The organism is Variovorax sp. 10N420 (genome assembly GCF_056394705.1).
On sequence record NZ_JBFTIJ010000008.1, the window covers coordinates 42,879 to 60,126 of the forward strand.

General features: G+C 64.1%; 15 protein-coding genes. 10 read left to right on the forward strand and 5 right to left on the reverse strand.

The features are described 5' to 3' along the window. The first annotated feature begins 20 nt into the window (after positions 1–20). The 6 genes from AC1DEK_RS20560 to AC1DEK_RS20585 all read left to right on the forward strand — a co-directional run bounded on the left by AC1DEK_RS20560 (position 21) and on the right by AC1DEK_RS20585 (position 7,373). Positions 21–2,174 (forward strand): thiamine pyrophosphate-dependent enzyme, encoded by a 2,154-nt coding sequence (locus tag AC1DEK_RS20560; RefSeq protein ID WP_478127132.1) that lies wholly within the window; start codon positions 21–23, stop codon positions 2,172–2,174. Between the two features lie 133 nt (positions 2,175–2,307). Beyond that, on the forward strand, positions 2,308–3,924 hold the full coding sequence (locus AC1DEK_RS20565; protein WP_478127133.1) for an indolepyruvate oxidoreductase subunit beta family protein: 1,617 nt from the start codon (positions 2,308–2,310) through the stop codon (positions 3,922–3,924). A gap of 134 nt (positions 3,925–4,058) precedes the next feature. Next, the gene (locus AC1DEK_RS20570; protein ID WP_478127134.1) at positions 4,059–5,105 is read left to right on the forward strand and encodes a TRAP transporter substrate-binding protein; all 1,047 of its coding nucleotides are present in this window, start codon (positions 4,059–4,061) and stop codon (positions 5,103–5,105) included. Then, complete coding sequence (locus AC1DEK_RS20575) at positions 5,105–5,656, forward strand: TRAP transporter small permease (RefSeq protein WP_478127135.1); 552 nt, start codon at positions 5,105–5,107, stop codon at positions 5,654–5,656. Before AC1DEK_RS20570 ends, AC1DEK_RS20575 begins: the two co-directional genes overlap by 1 nt. After that, on the forward strand, positions 5,653–6,954 hold the full coding sequence (locus AC1DEK_RS20580; RefSeq protein ID WP_478127136.1) for a TRAP transporter large permease: 1,302 nt from the start codon (positions 5,653–5,655) through the stop codon (positions 6,952–6,954). Before AC1DEK_RS20575 ends, AC1DEK_RS20580 begins: the two co-directional genes overlap by 4 nt. Continuing rightward, the gene (locus tag AC1DEK_RS20585; protein ID WP_478127137.1) at positions 6,954–7,373 is read left to right on the forward strand and encodes an acyl-CoA thioesterase; all 420 of its coding nucleotides are present in this window, start codon (positions 6,954–6,956) and stop codon (positions 7,371–7,373) included. Before AC1DEK_RS20580 ends, AC1DEK_RS20585 begins: the two co-directional genes overlap by 1 nt. 99 nt (positions 7,374–7,472) lie before the next feature. Here the strand turns inward: AC1DEK_RS20585 and AC1DEK_RS20590 are convergent, their stop codons facing one another. Then, entirely contained in the window at positions 7,473–7,835 is a 363-nt protein-coding gene (locus tag AC1DEK_RS20590; protein ID WP_478127138.1) for an SPW repeat protein, read from the reverse strand. Positions 7,836–7,985: 150 nt separating this feature from the next. Between AC1DEK_RS20590 and AC1DEK_RS20595 the strand changes: the two genes are divergently transcribed. After that, the gene (locus tag AC1DEK_RS20595) at positions 7,986–8,312 is read left to right on the forward strand and encodes a RodZ family helix-turn-helix domain-containing protein (RefSeq protein WP_478127139.1); all 327 of its coding nucleotides are present in this window, start codon (positions 7,986–7,988) and stop codon (positions 8,310–8,312) included. Between the two features lie 135 nt (positions 8,313–8,447). Here the strand turns inward: AC1DEK_RS20595 and AC1DEK_RS20600 are convergent, their stop codons facing one another. From AC1DEK_RS20600 to AC1DEK_RS20615, 4 genes are all read right to left on the reverse strand, one after another. Beyond that, positions 8,448–9,320, reverse strand: coding sequence for a carbohydrate ABC transporter permease (locus tag AC1DEK_RS20600; protein ID WP_478127140.1), 873 nt, complete (start codon positions 9,318–9,320; stop codon positions 8,448–8,450). Between the two features lie 226 nt (positions 9,321–9,546). Continuing rightward, positions 9,547–10,458 carry a carbohydrate ABC transporter permease gene (locus tag AC1DEK_RS20605; protein WP_478127141.1) on the reverse strand — a complete coding sequence of 304 codons (912 nt, stop codon included), beginning with the start codon at positions 10,456–10,458 and terminating at the stop codon, positions 9,547–9,549. A gap of 41 nt (positions 10,459–10,499) precedes the next feature. Continuing rightward, positions 10,500–11,828 (reverse strand): ABC transporter substrate-binding protein, encoded by a 1,329-nt coding sequence (locus tag AC1DEK_RS20610; RefSeq protein ID WP_478127142.1) that lies wholly within the window; start codon positions 11,826–11,828, stop codon positions 10,500–10,502. A gap of 36 nt (positions 11,829–11,864) precedes the next feature. After that, a complete protein-coding gene (locus AC1DEK_RS20615; protein WP_478127143.1) occupies positions 11,865–12,938 on the reverse strand; it encodes an ABC transporter ATP-binding protein in 1,074 nt (357 codons plus the stop codon). A gap of 156 nt (positions 12,939–13,094) precedes the next feature. On the opposite strand from AC1DEK_RS20615, the gene AC1DEK_RS20620 reads away from it, so the two are divergent. Genes AC1DEK_RS20620 through AC1DEK_RS20630 form a run of 3 tightly spaced genes read left to right on the forward strand, consistent with a single transcriptional unit; the run spans position 13,095 to position 16,841 of the window. Then, positions 13,095–13,922: a FadR/GntR family transcriptional regulator gene (locus AC1DEK_RS20620; RefSeq protein ID WP_478127144.1), complete on the forward strand. Its 828-nt coding sequence runs from the start codon at positions 13,095–13,097 to the stop codon at positions 13,920–13,922. Between the two features lie 10 nt (positions 13,923–13,932). Next, positions 13,933–14,949 (forward strand): D-erythronate dehydrogenase, encoded by a 1,017-nt coding sequence (gene denD / locus AC1DEK_RS20625; RefSeq protein WP_478127145.1) that lies wholly within the window; start codon positions 13,933–13,935, stop codon positions 14,947–14,949. Then, the gene (locus AC1DEK_RS20630) at positions 14,949–16,841 is read left to right on the forward strand and encodes an IlvD/Edd family dehydratase (protein WP_478127146.1); all 1,893 of its coding nucleotides are present in this window, start codon (positions 14,949–14,951) and stop codon (positions 16,839–16,841) included. Before denD ends, AC1DEK_RS20630 begins: the two co-directional genes overlap by 1 nt. Positions 16,842–17,248: the final 407 nt, after the last annotated feature.

Here is a 17,248-nt window from a genome sequence, read left to right on the forward strand (position 1 = left end):
CGCGATCGGAGTCAAGTCTCTTGGAAGTTTCATTCAGCAAGGAAATCGAGGCCTTGCGCCTCGGTGCAGGCGATACGTTTCATGGCGAGGGCATCCTCGCCATCACCAAGGGCCTTCTGCAATCGGGCGTGGCCTATGTCGGCGGCTACCAGGGAGCGCCCGTGTCGCACCTGCTCGACGTGATGGTGCAGGCCAAGCCGTATATGGACGAGCTCGGGGTCCACGTGGAAGCTTGTTCGAACGAGGCATCGGCGGCGGCGATGCTCGGTGCGTCGATCCACTACCCGCTGCGCGGAGCGGTAACGTGGAAGTCGATCGTCGGCACCAACGTAGCGGCCGATGCGCTGTCCAACCTGTCGTCGCCGGGCGTGAAGGGCGGCGTGCTGATCGTCGTCGGCGAAGACTATGGCGAGGGTGCTTCCGTCATCCAGGAGCGGACGCACGCCTACGCACTCAAGTCGAGCATGTGCCTGCTCGACCCGCGGCCCGACCTTGGCGTGATGGTGAACATGGTCGAGCACGGTTTCCGCCTCTCCGAACACTCGAACATGCCCTGCATGATGGAGCTTCGCATTCGCACCTGCCATGTGCGCGGCAGCTTCGAATGCAAGGACAACCTGCCGCCAGCCATCTCGAAGCGCGCGTTGATCGAAGAACCGGCCGGCTTCGACTACATGCGGCTCGCGCATCCGCCGGTGACCTTTCGCCACGAGAAGCTCAAGGGCGAAGAACGGCTGCCGGCCGCACGCCGCTATATCGCCGAACACAAGCTCAATGAGCTGATCCCCGGCACGCACGCCGACCTCGGCATCGTCGTGCAAGGCGGGCTCTACAACGCGCTCATCCGCAGTCTTCAGCAACTCGGCTTGGCGGATGCCTTCGGCGCCACCGACATTCCCCTGCTGGTGCTCAACGTCGCCTATCCGTTGGTGCCGGAAGAAGTGGCGGACTTTTGCGCGGGCAAACGCGCGGTGCTGGTGGTCGAGGAAGGCCAGCCCGAATACATCGAGCAGGAGATCGCCACCCTGCTCCGCCGGCGCGACATCCAGACGCCGCTGCATGGCTGCGACATGCTGCCGGCCGCCGGCGAATACGGCGTCGAAGTGCTGGCGACCGGACTTGGCCAATTCGCGGCGCGCTATCTGCCGGAACATGCGCAAGACTCCGCCGCGGAATGGCTGACCGGGAATCGCGACCGCCGCGCAGCCGTGGCGAAGTCGCTGGAGTCACCGCTGCCCACCCGCCCGCCCAGCTTCTGCATTGGCTGCCCCGAGCGTCCTGTGTTCGCGGCGCTCAAGCTGGCACAGCAGGACAGCGGCCCCGTGCACATCGCCGCGGACATCGGCTGCCACGCGTTCGGCACCTTCGAGCCCTTCTCGATGGGCCACTCGATCCTCGGCTACGGCATGAGCCTGGCAAGCCGCGCGGGCGTGTCGCCGATGATGCAGCGCAGGGCGCTTTCGATCATGGGCGACGGTGGCTTCTGGCACAACGGGCTGCTGACCGGGGTGCAGAGCGCACTCTTCAATGGCGATGACGCGGTGCTGCTGATTTTCAAGAATGGCTACACCTCGGCGACGGGCACGCAGGACATCATCTCGACGCCGGACGACGAGGTGAAAGAGCGGGCCATCGACAAGCAGCAGAGCCTGGTCGACAAGAACCAGACCATCGAGTCGACGCTCAAGGGCCTGGGCGTGCAATGGCTGCGCACCGTTCACACCTATGACGTCGACAAGATGCGCAAGACGCTCAACGAAGCCTTCACGAGCGACTTCAACGGGCTGAAGGTCATCATCGCCGAGGGCGAATGCCAACTGGAGCGCCAGCGCCGCATCAAGCCGTGGATTGCAAGCCTGCTCAAGAAGGGCGAGCGCGTGGTGCGCGTGAAATACGGCGTCGACGAGGACGTGTGCAACGGCGATCACGCATGCATCCGCCTGTCGGGCTGCCCGACGCTCACGATCAAGGACAACCCCGATCCGCTGAAGGTAGATCCGGTGGCCGTGGTCATCGACGGCTGCGTGGGCTGTGGCTTGTGCGGCGCCAATGCGCACGCCGCCACGCTGTGCCCGAGCTTCTATCGCGCCGAAGTGGTGCAGAACCCCAAGTGGCACGAAAGGCTGCTGCATTCGCTGCGCGGCGCCGTCGTGCGTGCGCTCCAAACGGCATGAGATTGGCACTCCCCCAGGTTGGCTCACTTCGTGTAGCCGCCCACCCCCTCGCCGGGGGCAATACCAGCGGCCCGGCGAAGCCGGTTCCGCGGTATTTCTGGAACAGACAAGCGCAGAGTAAGCAGGATTCTTCATGAACGACTCTCAACCGATCACCCTCCTCATTTGCGCGCTCGGCGGCGAAGGCGGCGGTGTGCTGACTGAATGGCTCGTCGATACGGCGCGACACGCCGGCTTTGCGGCGCAGAGCACGTCCATTCCCGGGGTGGCGCAGCGTACGGGCGCCACCACTTATTACGTCGAAGTCTTTCCGGTGCCGCTGGCCAAGCTCGGGGGGCGCCGGCCGGTCTTCAGCTTGAGCCCGGTGCCGGGCGCGCTGGACGCCATCATCTCTTCGGAGCTGCTGGAGACCACGCGACAGATCGGCAATGGCATGAGCGCGCCCGAGCGAACCATCGTCATCACCTCGTCGAACCGCACGCTGACCACCGCCGAACGCATGCAGCCCGGCGACGGCCGCGCCGATGGGCAAAGACTGCTGGATGTCGTGAAAGCTTTCAGCCGCGAGCACCACGTTTTCGACATGGGCGCTGCGGCACGCGAAGCGGGCACCGTCGTCAGCGCAGTCATGCTGGGCGCGATCGCAGGGAGCGGGCTCTTTCCCTTTCCGCGCGAAGCCTATGAGCGCGTCGTGCGCGGTGGGGACACCAGCGCGCCCGAGAAGGTGAGCAAGATGGCGGCGGCCAGTCTGCGTGGGTTCTCGAAGGCGTTCAACGCGGTCAACGCACCGCGCCAGCGCGCCGCGATGATCACGAGCCTGCTGGCCTCCAGCGGAGACGAGGCGCCGGGCGCAGAGGCGCTGTCCTCATCGGTGGCGAGTTTGTTCCCTCCGTCAGTGCACGAGATGCTGGCGCTGGGCCATGCACGCGTTCTCGACTATCAGGATGCGCGCTACGCCGATCTCTACGTCGAGCGCCTTCAGCGGGTGCTCGCCGCCGAGCGCGCTGCCGATCCGGCGGGTGCACAGGGCTTCGCCGTCACGCGCGAGATGGCACGCTGGCTCGCGTTGTGGATGGCCTTCGACGACATCGTGCGGGTGGCCGAACTCAAGAGCCGCGCAAGCCGCTCGCGGCGCGTGCGCGATGAAGTGAAGGCCGGCGAAGACGACATCGTGAAGGTCTACGACCACTTCAAGCCCGGCGCGCCGGAGTTCGCGGCGCTGCTGCCGGCTTCGCTGGCCAATCGGGTGACCGCATGGGATCGGCGCCGTTCGGCGCCTTGGGCGCTGCCTCTCAAGGTGGGCAGCCATTCAGTCTTCGGCATGGCCTCGCTGCGCTTGCTGGCGTCCCTGCGTTGGCTGCGCAGACGCGGACAGCGATTCGCGCAGGAACAGGCACTGATCGAACGCTGGCTCTGGGCGGTGGTCGAGGGCACGCGCACGCATTGGCGCCTGGGGCATGAGATCGCGCTCTGTGGCCGGCTCATCAAAGGCTATGGCAGCACCAACGAGCGCGGCAAGAACAATCTGCTGCACGTCATCGACCATCTGGCCATCGCGCCGCTCCCCGACGGTTCGCCGGCCTCGCGCGCCACGGCCATCGCGGCGGCGCGCGAAGCCGCACTCGCGGACGATGCCGGCACCGCGCTCGATGCCACGCTGGTGCGCCACGGCGCAGCGCCGCGTCCCGTCAAGCCGCAACCGATCCGATGGATGAAGCGCACGCCAAATGCCGCGCCTCGCGCGCACTGAGAAAAGTCTCTCAAGGTAAACGCCGATTTACGCAATCAGCGACTCTTATAAAAAATAACCGATTTCGCACCGCACAAAGTCGGCATCCGCAGAGTGCCGACTGCCACCGAACCAACAACACCTAGGAGACACCCATGTCGACAACTCGCTTCATGACTTCGGCCGCCGCGCGCGCCGTGCTGGCGCTTTCGGCCGCGCTGGCGCTCGCCGCCGCACCGGTCCATGCACAGGACAAGCCGGTCAACCTCAAGCTGTCCAGTTGGGTGCCGGCGCAGCATCCGCTGAATCCATCGCTGCAGGCATGGGCCGATGACATCAAGAAGGCGTCGAACGGCACGATCACCGCGACGCTGTTCCCATCGGAGCAGCTCGGCAAGGCTTTCGACCACTACGACATGGCGCGCGACGGCATCGCGGACTTCGCCTACATCAACCCCGGCTACCAGCCGGGCCGCTTCCCGATCATGGCGGGCGCGTCGCTCCCCTTCCTCTTTGCCAACGCCAAGGGCGGCACGGTCGCCATCGACACGTGGTACCGGCAGTACGCCGCCAAGGAAATGAAGGATGTCAAGTTCTGCTTCGCCTTCGTGCATGACCCCGGCACCTTCCATGCGCGCAAGAAGATCGTGCTTCCGACCGACATCAAGAGCATGAAGATTCGCCCTGCGACAAGCACCATCGGCCAGATGGTCACTTCGCTCGGCGGCACCAACGTGCAAGCCTCGGCGCCCGAATCGCGCGACATGCTGGAGCGCGGCGTGGCCGACGCCATCACCTTCCCGTGGGGCTCCATCGGGCTGTTCGGCATCGACAAGGTGGTGAGCTATCACATGGATGTTCCGCTCTATGTCACGCCTTTCGTGTGGGCCATGAACCAGAGCAAATACGACAGCATGTCGCCCGCGCAGAAGAAGGTGATCGACGACCATTGCACCAGCGAGTGGGCTGAGAAGGTGGCCGCGCCATGGGCCGACTTCGAATATGGCGGCCGCGCGAAGATCGGCTCGCAGGCCGGCCACGAGATCTACAAGCTCACGCCCGAACAGCTCGACGCGTGGCGCAAGGCGACCGCGCCCGTCGAAGCGCAGTGGGCTGAAGGCGTGAAGAAGGTCGGACAGGATCCGAAGGCCGTGCTCGATTCGCTGAAAGCCAACCTCGTCAAGAACAAAGCTGCCTTGTGATGGCGGGCCGCGACGACGCCCCGTCGCCGGCGCCTGTGAAAGGGATGCTGAGCGACAAGCTGATCAACGGGATCGAATGGCTCGCGGCCATGTTTGTCGGCATCGTCGCGCTCAATATCTTCGTGGCGGTGGTGTTGCGCAAGTTCTTCGACACGTCGATCCCCGACGCCTACGACTTCGGACGCATGCTGCTGGGCATCCTCATCTTCTGGGGCATTGCCGCGACGAGCTACAGGGGCGGCCACATCACGGTCGACCTCGTGTGGACAGCGGCCAGCCCGCGCATGAAGCGCTGGATCGATGTCTTCGCCACGCTGGTGCTGCTGTTCGTGGTCGCGGTGCAGACCGCCACGCTGTTCGACAAGGTGCGCGGCACCTATGTCGACCACGTGCTGACCTACGACATGAACATCCCCACCTGGCCGTTCTATGCGGTGGCGTGGCTCGGCGACGTCTCGGCGGTCGTGCTGATCGCTATCCGCACCTATCGATTGATCTTCCATCCTGAGTTGCTCCACGACGAGAAGCCGGAAATGAAAGCTGATGAATGAGCACTGACGCGATTGCCGTTCTCGGCTTCTTCGTTCTTTTCGCGTTGATGTTGTTGCGGGTGCCGGTCGGCATGGCCATGGGACTGGTGGGAGTCACCGGCTACGCGTGGATCGTCGGCCCCGGGCCTGCGCTCAAGCTGGTCGGCCAGACTTCGATGCGCACCGTGACCGACTACACCTTCGGCGTCATTCCCATGTTCATGCTGATGGGGGCGCTGGTCTCCGTGTCGGGCGTGAGCCGCGAGCTTTTCAAGGCCGCCAACTCGATGATCGGCCACCTGCGCGGCGGCCTGGGCGTGGCGACCGTGGTGGCCTGCGGCGGCTTTGCGGCGATCTGCGGCTCGTCGGTGGCAACGGCTGCCACGTTCTCGGCCGTGGCGTATCCGGAGATGCGGCGCTTCAACTACCCGCAGTCGTTTTCCACAGGCGTCATCGCCGCGGGCGGCACGCTGGGCGCCATCCTTCCGCCATCGACAGTGCTGGCGGTCTACGCGATCCTCACGCAGCAGGACATCGGCAAGCTCTTCATGGCGGGGATCATTCCCGGCATTCTGGCGATGGCGATGTATGTGATGACCATCGCGCTCATCGTGCGCTTCAGGCCGACGTGGCTCCCCGGCGGCGAGATCAAGCCATGGGCAGAGCGCGTGGCCGATCTCAAGAACGTGTGGGCGCCGCTGGTGCTTTTCATCTTCGTGATCGGCGGGCTGTATGGCGGTTTCTTCACGCCAACCGAGGCTGGCGGCGTGGGTGCGAGCGGCGCTTTCATCCTGGGCGTGCTGCGGCGCAAGCTGGACGGACCGAAGATCCGCGAGGCCCTTCTGTCAGCCACGCGCACCGCGGCAGCGGTGTTCACGGTGCTGATCGGCGCGCTGCTGTTCGGCTACTTTTTGACGATCACGCAAAGCCCGCAGAAGCTCACCGAATTCCTGACCAGTCTCGGCATCGGCCGCTATGGCGTGCTGGCCCTGATCATGCTGATGTACCTGGTACTGGGCTGCCTGATGGACGCCATGGCGATGATCATCCTGACGGTGCCAATCATCTTTCCGGTGATCGTGCATCTGGGCTTCGATCCCATCTGGTTCGGCGTCATCATCGTGATGACCGTGGAGCTCGGGCTGATCCATCCGCCGGTGGGGATGAACGTCTTCGTGATCAAAAGCGTGGTGAAGGATGTGAGCTTCACGACGATCTTCAAGGGCGTTCTGCCGTTCATCCTGACCGACATCCTGCGCCTCATCATCCTCATCGCCTTCCCGATCATTGCGCTGTGGCTCCCGACGAGAATGAACTGATGAGCATCGAAGTCACCTACACCGTGCGGGTCGAATTCGGCGATTGCGATCCCGCCGGCATCGTCTGGTTTCCGAACTTCTTCCGGTGGATCGACGCCGCTTCCCGTCACTTCTTCGCCGAACGCGGCGTGCCGCGATGGGAGGAAACCGCGCAAACGCTCGGCGTCATCGGCACGCCGCTGGTCGACACGCACACACGTTTCGTCAAGAGTGCCAGCTATGGCGACACGCTGAGCGTCGCGGTCACGATTCCCGAGTGGCGCGAGAAGAGCTTCGTGCAACGCTATCGCGTGACGCGGGGCGAAGACCTGATCCTCGAATGCGACGAGGTGCGCATTTTCGCCGCCAGGCGCGAAGGCGGCGGCATCCGCGCAGTGCCGATTCCGCTCGACATCCGCCGGCTCTGTGACGAGGCCTGAGCGCAGGCACTACTACCCCCCCTGTCGATCCTCGTCGACATCTGTTGCAAAGACGCTCGCGGCGGCCGCCTCCGCAGGGCTCCCGCCGCGGCTTTCAGTTCAATGCGCGGCGCGGTTCAGCCAGCCGCTGTAGTCCTTGTCGGTCGTCAGCGTCCAGAGCGCCAGCACCGCGACGACGATGCCGCTGATCACCGTGGAGAGCATCGGATCCCGCATCGTGCTGAAGCCCAGCACCCACGGCGATATCACCAGCCAGGCGCCGAGCGCGCACTCGATCCACTCTTCCCAGGCGCGCGGCACGATCATGGCTCCGAGCGCAGCCGCGATCAGCGCCACGCCCACCACGACGGCGTTCGCGGTGGGGGTCCTTTCGCTCTGGAAGCCCACGATCCAGGGGGACAAGACCAGCCAAACGCCAAGCAGCGCATTCACCACGTCCTGCCAATGCTTGAGTCGCTTCATCACACACCTCCTGCCGGCCTCCAGACACGAGAAATTCCGGCCGGCAAAAGCTTCGATAAAGCGAATTCGGCCGTGTTCCCGAGCCCCGATGATGTGGTCGGTCGATATCTATCCTTAGCCAAATCACGTCCTTTGTGAAAAAATAGTTTCATGCCGCGGAACTCCGATGCCATCGAAACACTTCCATCAGCCGTCGCTGTCGCATTGACTCAGCTCGGCTCCGATCTTGCGCTTGCACGCAAGCGGCGCAAGCAGTCGCTCCGAAGTTGGGCAACGCGTCTGAACGTCTCTGTCCCTACGCTCGCCAAGATGGAAAAAGGCGATCCGACAGTGTCTGTCGGGGTCTACGGCACGGCGCTGTGGCTGATCCAGCGTCACGACGCTCTCGCCACCTTGGCCGCACCACAGCACGACCTTGCGGCGCTGGAAAGCGAAATCCAGACAGCGTCTCGTCGGGGAGCGAAGAGCAATGCCTGAACCCATTCCCTACGTCCCCCGGGATCAGCTTTCGCCTTGGACGGACGCTCGCGCAATATCTGGACAACGACAGGGCAGGCGCGCAGCGAAGGGGCCACGCTGCCAGTGGTAGTCCGGTGCATCGGCAGGTCTACCTCACTCTTTCACAGACCCCGTAAGCCCCGAGACGTAGTACTCGACAAAGAACGAGTAGATGAAGGCCACCGGCAACGAGCCCAGCAGCGCCCCGGCCATCAGCGGCCCCCACTGGTAGACATCACCCTGCACGAGCTCGGTCACGACGCCGACCGGCAGCGTCTTGATCTCCGACGAGGAAACAAAGGTCAGCGCATAGATGAACTCGTTCCACGACAGCGTGAAAGCGAAGATGCCCGCCGAGATCAAGCCCGGCACTGCGAGCGGCAGCACGATCTTCACCAGGATCTGCCAGCGCGTGGCGCCGTCGATCAGCGCGCACTCCTCCAGTTCCGCGGGGATCGATCTGAAATAGCCCATCAGCAGCCAGGTGCTGAACGGAATCAGGAAGGTCGGGTAGGTCAGGATCAGCGCCCAGCGCGTGTCGAAGAGCCCCAGATTGAAGACGACGCTCGCCAGCGGAATGAAAAGAATCGACGGGGGCACCAGGTAAGCCAGGAAGATCGCCAGCCCTGTATGCCGCGCGCCACGAAAGCGCAGGCGTTCGATGGCGTAGGCGGCAAACACCGACGCCGCGAGCGAGAAGAAGGTCGACACCACCGAGACGATCAGCGTGTTCCACAGCCATTGCGGATACGAAGTTTCGAAGAGCAGCTTGTGAAAGTGCTCGATGGTCGGCGCGATCACCCAGAAAGGATTGCCTTCGCGCGACAGCAGCTCGGCGTCGGGCTTCACCGAGGTGATCGCCATCCAATAGAACGGAAACAGCAGCACGATGAGGAAAGCCAGCAGCGGCAGGTAGACCGTCACCATCTTGCGCGGAATGGACTCCAGGTAGCCCATGCCGACCACATCGATCTGACCACCTTTCATGACCCCACTCCCTGACCCTTCACAGGCCCCTTCAAGAAATACCGCGGAACCGGCTTCGCCGGCCCGCTGGTGTTGCCCCCGGTAGGGCGTGGGCGGCCACACGAAGTGGGCAAGCCTGGGGGCGAGCAACAGGAATACCGCGGAACCGGCTTCGCCGGGCCGCTGGTATTGCCCCCGGCAGGGGGTTGGCGAAGCGACACGAAGTGCGCGCAGACTGGGGGCGAGTTCACTTGTCGGACCCCCCTTGCTGCCAGGCCCGGCGCTGCAAGCCGAAGAAGCTGAACATGATGCAAGCCAGGAGGAAGGGCACCATCGCAATCGCGATCGCCGCACCCTCGCCCAGCGCGCCGCCTGAAATCGCACGCTGGAACGACAGCGTCGCCATCAGGTGCGTTGCATTGAGCGGACCGCCGCGTGTGATGACGTAGATCAGCTGGAAGTCGGTGAAGGTGAACAGCACCGAGAAGGTCATGACCACCGCGATGATCGGCGTCAGCAGCGGCATCGTGACATGCCGGAATTGCTGCCAGGGCGTTGCGCCATCGATGGCCGATGCCTCGTAGTACGAAGGCGAAATGGTCTGCAGGCCAGCCAGCAGCGTGATCGCCACGAATGGCACTCCCCGCCAGACATTGGCGGCGATCACCGCCATGCGTGCATTCCAGGGGTCGCCGAGAAAGTCGATGTAATGATCGATCAGCCCCATCTTGACCAGCGCCCAGCTGACGATTGAGAACTGCGAGTCGTAGATCCACCAGAAGGCAATCGCCGACAGTGCGGTCGGCACGATGTAGGGCAGCAGGATGACCGCCCGGAAGAAGGTCTTGAAGCGGATGTTCTTGTTCAGCAGCACCGCCAGCCACAGGCCGAGGAAGAACTTGAACACGCTCGCCACCGTTGTGTAGAAGAGCGTGTTGAAGAGCGCCAGCCGCGTGACCGCATCGTTCCAGAGAAAGATGTAGTTCTCCAGACCGATCCACTCGCCTCCGCGGCCCACCTTGGTATCGGTGAACCCCAGCCAGGTGCCCAGGCCGAGCGGATAGGTCAGGAACATCAGCAGCAGCACCGCCGCCGGCAACATGAACAGGAAGCCGAGAGCGTTGCGGCTGTTCTGCAGCCGGGCCAGTGGTGTCGTCATCGAGGCGGGCGTGCGCGTCAGACTTTGCGTCACACCTTGCGTCAGACCTTGTAGTAGCGCTCGGCGCGCTTCTGGGCGCGCTCCATCGCCTCTTTGGGCGTCTTGGAGCCGCTGGCCGCTTCAGCCACCATGTTCGGAATGATGAAGTCAGCCGCGACGCCCGCGGACGCATAGCCCAGCTTGCCTTCGTAGCCGGCTGGACGAAGGTTCTTGACCGAATCGCGGTAAGGCGTGTTCTTCGGATCCGAGGTCCAGATCGGATTGGCCTCGTACGCGCGAAGCGGTTGCGCGACATAGCCGCCCGCGCCTTTCAGCCAGTCGTCGAACTGCGGCCGCTCCATCATGAAGCGCAGGAATTCTTTGGACGCCTGCGGGTACTTCGTGTACTTCATGATCATCTGATTGAAGAACAGGTGCGACTCGGTCGGCACGCCCACGGGGCCGATCGGGAACACGGCATGGTTGATGTCCGCAGCCATTTCCTTGAGCTTCGGATCGGGCGAGTTCTTGGCCGCGTAGTAGATTGAAATGCCGTTGTTGGTGAGGCTGATCTGACCGTCGAGGAAAGCCTTGTTGTTGTTCGGGTCCAGCCACGACAGCGTGCCTGGGATGAAGTTGGCGTACAGCTCCTTGGAATACTCCAGCGCCTTGAGCGTCTCGGGGCTGTCGAGCATGACCTTGTTGTTCTTGTCGACCAGCTTGCCGCCGAACGACCAGATCAGCCAGTTGGTCCATGTAGCGTCGCCCGTCGCGTTGCCGAGCGCCATGCCGCCGGGGATGCCCTTGTCCTTCAGCGCCTTGTAGAGCTTCAGGAAATCGTCGGTGTTCGTCGGGAACTTGTCGAAGCCCGCCGCCTTGACCATGCTTTCGCGATAGACCATCAGCGAACCTGCCGCGCCGAGCGGAAGGCCGATCCACTTCTTGCCATCCGGCCGCATGAAGAGTTCGCCGGCCGGATACCAGCCGCCGTATTTCTTGCCGAGATATTCCGCCAGATCGGTGACATCGAGCAGCTTGTCCGGATAGAGGTTCGCGTCATCGTTGGTCGACAGGATGATGTCGGGGCCCGCACCGGTATTGGCGGCCACCGCGGCCTTGGGGCGGACGTCTTCCCAGCCTTCGTTGTCCACGCGAACTTCGACGCCGGTTGCATCGCTGAACTTCTTCACGTTCGCCATGTAGGCGTCGATGTCTCCCTGCACGAAGCGGCTCCAGCGCAGCACCCGCAGCTTGGCGCCCTTCTCGGGCTTGAAGGTCACGGTCTGGGCATTCGCGAGCGGCGAAAAGATCGCGGTGCCGACGCCGAGCGAAGCGGCAGCGGCAATGCCTGCCGAGCTCTTGAGAATCTCGCGGCGATTGAAGTCACTCATTCATGTCTCCTGTGTTGAACGGGCCAGAAAAGAACCTCAAGCCACCAGCCGCTGGCCGGTGCCTGCATCGAAAAGGTGTGCGCGCTGCAGATCGGGCTGCAGGTGGATGGTCGTCCCTGGCGCGAAGTCGTAGCGCTCGCGGAAGACCGCGGAAATCTCGGCGCCTTCGTGGCGGCAGGCGACGAAGGTGTCCATGCCGGTCGGCTCCATCACGACCACGCGCGAAGGAATGCCGCCGTCGTCCGAAAGGCTCAGGTGCTCGGGCCGGGTGCCGTAGATCACAGCCTGTCCGTCGGCGCCGCCGGATCGCAGCGGTGCATCGAGCTGCGTGCCGTCCGCGAGCTCGACCCGCGCCGCGCCGCCGCCGCGGCGCAAGGTGCCCGGCAGGAAGTTCATCGCCGGAGAGCCGATGAAACCCGCGACAAACTGGTTGGCCGGATGGTCGTAGAGATCGAGCGGACTGCCCGTCTGCTCGATGCGCCCGTCGCGCATCACGACGATCTTGTCGCCCATCGTCATCGCCTCGATCTGGTCGTGCGTGACATAGATGGAAGTCGTCTTCAGCCGCTGGTGAAGCTCCTTGATCTCGCTGCGCATGGCCACGCGCAGCTTGGCGTCGAGGTTGGACAAGGGCTCGTCGAACAGGAAAACCTGCGGATCGCGCACGATCGCCCGGCCCATCGCCACGCGCTGGCGCTGCCCGCCCGACAACTGGCGCGGGTAACGTCCGAGCAACGGCGTCAGCGCGAGGATCTCGGCTGCGCGCCCGACTTTCTGCTCGATGGCGGCCTTGTCCATCTTGGCCAGCGCAAGCGCAAAGGCCATGTTGTCGCGCACGGTCATGTGCGGATAGAGCGCGTAGTTCTGGAAAACCATCGCGATGTCGCGCTCCTTCGGCGGCAGGTCGTTGACTCGCCGGTCGCCGATGCGGATTTCACCGCCGTTGATTTCCTCCAGCCCGGCGATCATGCGCAGCAACGTCGACTTGCCGCAGCCCGAGGGGCCCACCAGCACTGTGAAGGAGCCGTCGCGTATGTCGATGTCCACGCCATGCAGGATGGGCACTTCGCCGAAATTCTTCTTGACCGCCTGGATCGTGACACTTGCCATGCACTGGAGTCCTCGGAGTTCGCAGAAAACGCGGATCACGCAAGGTATGAAGGCCTTGCGTCGCAACCGCGCAGTATTGGCATTGAGACAAGCTCGCGCATCAGGGCAAACCGTTAGGCATTAACCCCTGCAAATTTGTATGATCACCGTATCACCGTGCAAACATCTCCCATCGCCGGGCGGCCTCCGGCGCCCTCCCCCACCCAGCCCCTTCCGCTGATCGTCGATCGGCTGTCGGACCGGTTGGCCGTGCTGTTGAGCGAACAGATCGAATCCGGCACGCTCCAGGCGGGCGACCGGCTTCCGACCGAGCAGCAGATCGCCGCCGCGCACCGCGTCTCGCGCACCGTGGTGCGAGAGGCGGTGCATCAACTCAAGTCCAAGGGCATGGTTCAGTCGCGGCAAGGTTCGGGCGTCTATGTGGCGCCGCGCCCGGTCAACCAGCCGCTTGCCTTCGATCCCGCGGTGTTGACTTCGGTCCAGTCGGTCGTCCATGTGGTGGAAGTGCGGCGCGTGCTCGAAGGCGAGATCGCGGCACTCGCGGCCGAGCGCGCCACCCGAGGTCAGATTGCCGCGTTGCGCCGGGCACTTGCGGCGATCGACGCCGCAGTGGCCGAAGGGCGGGACGGCGTCGCCGAGGACCTTGCCTTTCACCAGGTGATCGGCGAATCGACGGGTAATCCGCAATTCCGGCTTCTGCTCGGCTTCCTTGAGCAATACCTGCGCGAAGGCATGCGCATCACACGTGGCAACGAGGCCCGGCGCGCCGACTTCATGACGGCCGTGCAGCGCGAACATCGCGCCATCTTCGAGGCCATCGCGGCGCACGACCCTGTCGCAGCGCGGCTTCACGCAAACGAACACCTGATCCGCGGCGAACAGCGGTTGATCGAGGGCGGCGTCATCGATGGCCGCCGTCGGCAAGCCGCGGTCAAAGCCGTGCGCGCCGCGGACCCCACGACCTCCCGAAAGGGAAAGCAATGAAGGAGACTGCATGAAACTGATGATCACCGGAGGCGGCGGCTTCGTCGGCGCGCGCCTCGCAAGGGCGCTGCTTGCCCGCGGCACGCTGGCGGGCCAGCGCATCGAGCGCCTGGTATTGACCGACATCGCGCCGCCACCCGCCGACCTGCTCGCCGACGCACGCGTCGAGGCACGCACCGGCCCATTGCTCACGCAGACCGATGCGCTACGCGACGAACCCTTTGACGGCGTTTTCCACCTGGCTTCAGCGGTCTCAGGCGAATGCGAACTCGACTTCGACCTGGGCCTGCGCTCCAACCTGGACAGCACGCGGGCATTGCTCGACGCGATCAGGGCGCGTGTCAATGCGGGCGGCAAGGTGCCGCGCCTGGTGTTCTCGAGTTCGGTCGCCGTGTTCGGCCCCGACCCTGCAGTACCGCTGCCGAAAATCGTTGCCGACGACACGTTGCCGGCGCCACAGACTTCGTACGGCACTCAGAAGCTGATCTGCGAGCATCTCATTGCCGACTACACGCGCAAGGGCTATGTCGATGGCCGCGCTGCACGGCTCATGACAGTGACGGTGCGTCCCGGCCGGCCGAACGGCGCGGCATCTTCGTTCTTCAGCGGCATCATCCGCGAGCCGCTGGCAGGGGTCGAAGCGATCTGCCCGGTTTCTCCCGATGTCTCGCATCCGATGTCGTCGCCGTCGCGCACGGTCGAAGGGCTGATCGCCGTCTATGAAGCCAGCCGGGAAGAGTTCTGCGGCCGCACCGCACTCAATCTTCCGGCAATCAATGTGCGCGTCAGCGACATGCTCGACGCGCTCGAAGAGGTGGCCGGACCCGCCGTGCGCGCCCGTGTTCGCTTCGAGCGCGACGAGCGCATCGCCGGCATCGTTGCCAATTGGCCCAGCGGCGCGTCCGCCGCACGCGCAGCCCGGCTGGGCTTGCATCCACACGACAACTTCGCCGACATCATTCGGCAATACATCGAAGACTGCGCGGCACTGCCGAACGCGGACCTGACCCTGAAGGGAATGCGCTGATGACATCGAAGAAGACGAGCAACTCAAAGAACGCGAACACTGTGAAGTCGACGAAGAGCGCCAAGGTCGCGAAGAAGAATTCGGCCAGTTCAGCCGCTGCCGCGCCGGTGCGCGCCGGCAGCCTGCGGTCGCAGGCATGGTTCGACAATCCGGCCAATGCCGACATGACGGCGCTCTATCTGGAGCGCACGATGAACTTCGGCCTGGGCATCGACGAGCTCCAGTCGGGCCGCCCCATCATCGGCATCGCGCAGACCGGCTCGGACATCGCGCCCTGCAACCGTCATCACCTGGTGCTCGCCGAGCGCGTGCGCGAAGGCATTCGCGATGCGGGGGGCATCGCTTTCGAGTTCCCGATCCATCCGATCCAGGAAACTTGCAAGCGCCCGACGGCGGCACTCGATCGCAACCTGCAATATCTCTCGCTGGTGGAAGTGCTGTACGGCTATCCCCTCGATGGCGTGGTGTTGACGACCGGCTGTGACAAGACGACGCCGGCGCAATTGATGGCTGCCGCGACGGTGGACATTCCCGCCATCGCGCTCAATTCGGGGCCGATGCTCAACGGCTGGTACAAGGGCGAACGCACGGGCTCGGGCACGATCGTGTGGCGTGCGCGCGAGATGATGGCAGCAGGAGAGATCGGCTATCAGGAATTCCTGAAGCTCGTCGCTTCGTCAGCGCCGTCGACAGGGCATTGCAACACCATGGGAACGGCGTCGACCATGAATTCGCTGGCCGAGGTGCTCGGCATGACGCTGCCCGGCAGTGCTGCGATTCCGGCGCCCTACCGTGATCGCCAGGAGATGGCGTATCACACGGGCAGGCGCATCGTCGAGATGGTGCGCGAAGACTTGAAGCCTTCGGACATCCTGACGCGCGAAGCTTTCGAAAATGCGATCGTGGTCAACTCCGCGCTCGGCGGATCGACCAACGCGCCGGTGCACCTGATTGCCATCGCGCGGCACATCGGCGTGGAGCTCACGACCGATGATTGGGAAAAGCTCGGCTACAAAATCCCGCTGATCGTGAATCTGCAGCCGGCCGGCGAGTATCTGGGCGAAGACTATTACCGCGCGGGCGGCGTTCCGGCAGTAGTCGCCGAATTGATCGCGCAGGGCAAAATCAAGCCAGCGCTCACGGCCAACGGCAAGACGCTCATCGACAACTGCGAAGGCAAGTTCACGAGCGACCGCACGGTCATCTTCCCGTACAACAAGCCGATGAAGAAGAACGCGGGGTTCCTGAATCTGAAGGGCAATCTCTTCGAATCGGCCATCATGAAGACGAGCGTGATCACGCCCGAATTCCACTCGCGCTATCTCGAAGACCCGAACGATCCGATGGCATTCGAAGGTACGGCGATCGTGTTCGACGGGCCGGAGGACTATCACCGTCGCATTGACGATCCGAAGATGAAAATCGATCCCAAGAGTGTGTTGTTCATGCGCGGCGTGGGGCCGGTGGGCTATCCGGGCGCTGCCGAGGTGGTGAACATGCGTGCGCCTTCGTACCTGATCAAGAAGGGCGTTACGGCGCTGCCTTGCATTGGCGATGGCCGGCAGTCCGGAACGTCCGGGTCGCCATCGATCCTCAATGCTTCACCCGAGGCTGCGACGGGTGGCGGGCTTGCGCTGGTTCAAACGGGCGATCGAGTGCGCATTGACCTGAAGAAGCGCACGGCCAATATGCTGGTGCCGGATGAGGAGCTTGCTCGTCGGCGCGCCAAGCTGGACGCTCAGGGCGGGTATCCGTATCCGGCCAGTCAAACTCCATGGCAGGAGATTCAGCGGGGCATCGTGGATGAGCTGTCTGGAGGGATGGTGCTGAAGCCTGCTGTGAAGTATCAGAAGGTGCACGCTACGTTTGGGATTCCTCGGGACAATCACTGAAGGTTGTTGTTTGCTGTTTGGGGGGCCGCCCGGTATGGGGTGTGGGCTGTGGCGACCCCGCTGCGCCGGCCCTTCGGGCTTCCCTGCAGTGCTCGACTCAGGCGGGGTCCGCGTGAAACTCGCTGCGCTCAGACACACGCGGCCCTGATCCGCCCGAGTCTCCGCGCTTCGGCGGCGCAGAAGGGTCACCACAGCCCACACCCCATACCGGGCTCAGTGTTGCGCTGGGGTTGCGCGCGTCTCGAACGCCCGCGGCCTGCGCGTTAGCGACAGCGATGGCGGCGGACAAATCACCCCCGCCCTTACCGGCGGAGGCGGGCGGTGTGCCCTGGGCTGGCCGTTGAGGCACCGCCGAGCAGCGCAGCGGTACGCGGATCAGGGCTGCGCGTGTTTGAGCGCAGCGAGTT

Coding starts and splice junctions, on each gene's coding strand:
- AC1DEK_RS20590 (WP_478127138.1), bottom strand. CDS start 7,835: ATGAAGCGACTCAAGCATTGGCAGGACGTGGTGAATGCGCTGCTTGGC.
- AC1DEK_RS20630 (WP_478127146.1), top strand. CDS start 14,949: ATGACATCGAAGAAGACGAGCAACTCAAAGAACGCGAACACTGTGAAG.
- AC1DEK_RS20575 (WP_478127135.1), top strand. CDS start 5,105: ATGGCGGGCCGCGACGACGCCCCGTCGCCGGCGCCTGTGAAAGGGATG.
- AC1DEK_RS20600 (WP_478127140.1), bottom strand. CDS start 9,320: ATGAAAGGTGGTCAGATCGATGTGGTCGGCATGGGCTACCTGGAGTCC.
- AC1DEK_RS20615 (WP_478127143.1), bottom strand. CDS start 12,938: ATGGCAAGTGTCACGATCCAGGCGGTCAAGAAGAATTTCGGCGAAGTG.
- AC1DEK_RS20565 (WP_478127133.1), top strand. CDS start 2,308: ATGAACGACTCTCAACCGATCACCCTCCTCATTTGCGCGCTCGGCGGC.
- AC1DEK_RS20570 (WP_478127134.1), top strand. CDS start 4,059: ATGTCGACAACTCGCTTCATGACTTCGGCCGCCGCGCGCGCCGTGCTG.
- AC1DEK_RS20610 (WP_478127142.1), bottom strand. CDS start 11,828: ATGAGTGACTTCAATCGCCGCGAGATTCTCAAGAGCTCGGCAGGCATT.
- AC1DEK_RS20595 (WP_478127139.1), top strand. CDS start 7,986: ATGCCGCGGAACTCCGATGCCATCGAAACACTTCCATCAGCCGTCGCT.
- AC1DEK_RS20580 (WP_478127136.1), top strand. CDS start 5,653: ATGAGCACTGACGCGATTGCCGTTCTCGGCTTCTTCGTTCTTTTCGCG.
- AC1DEK_RS20605 (WP_478127141.1), bottom strand. CDS start 10,458: ATGACGACACCACTGGCCCGGCTGCAGAACAGCCGCAACGCTCTCGGC.
- denD (WP_478127145.1), top strand. CDS start 13,933: ATGAAACTGATGATCACCGGAGGCGGCGGCTTCGTCGGCGCGCGCCTC.
- AC1DEK_RS20585 (WP_478127137.1), top strand. CDS start 6,954: ATGAGCATCGAAGTCACCTACACCGTGCGGGTCGAATTCGGCGATTGC.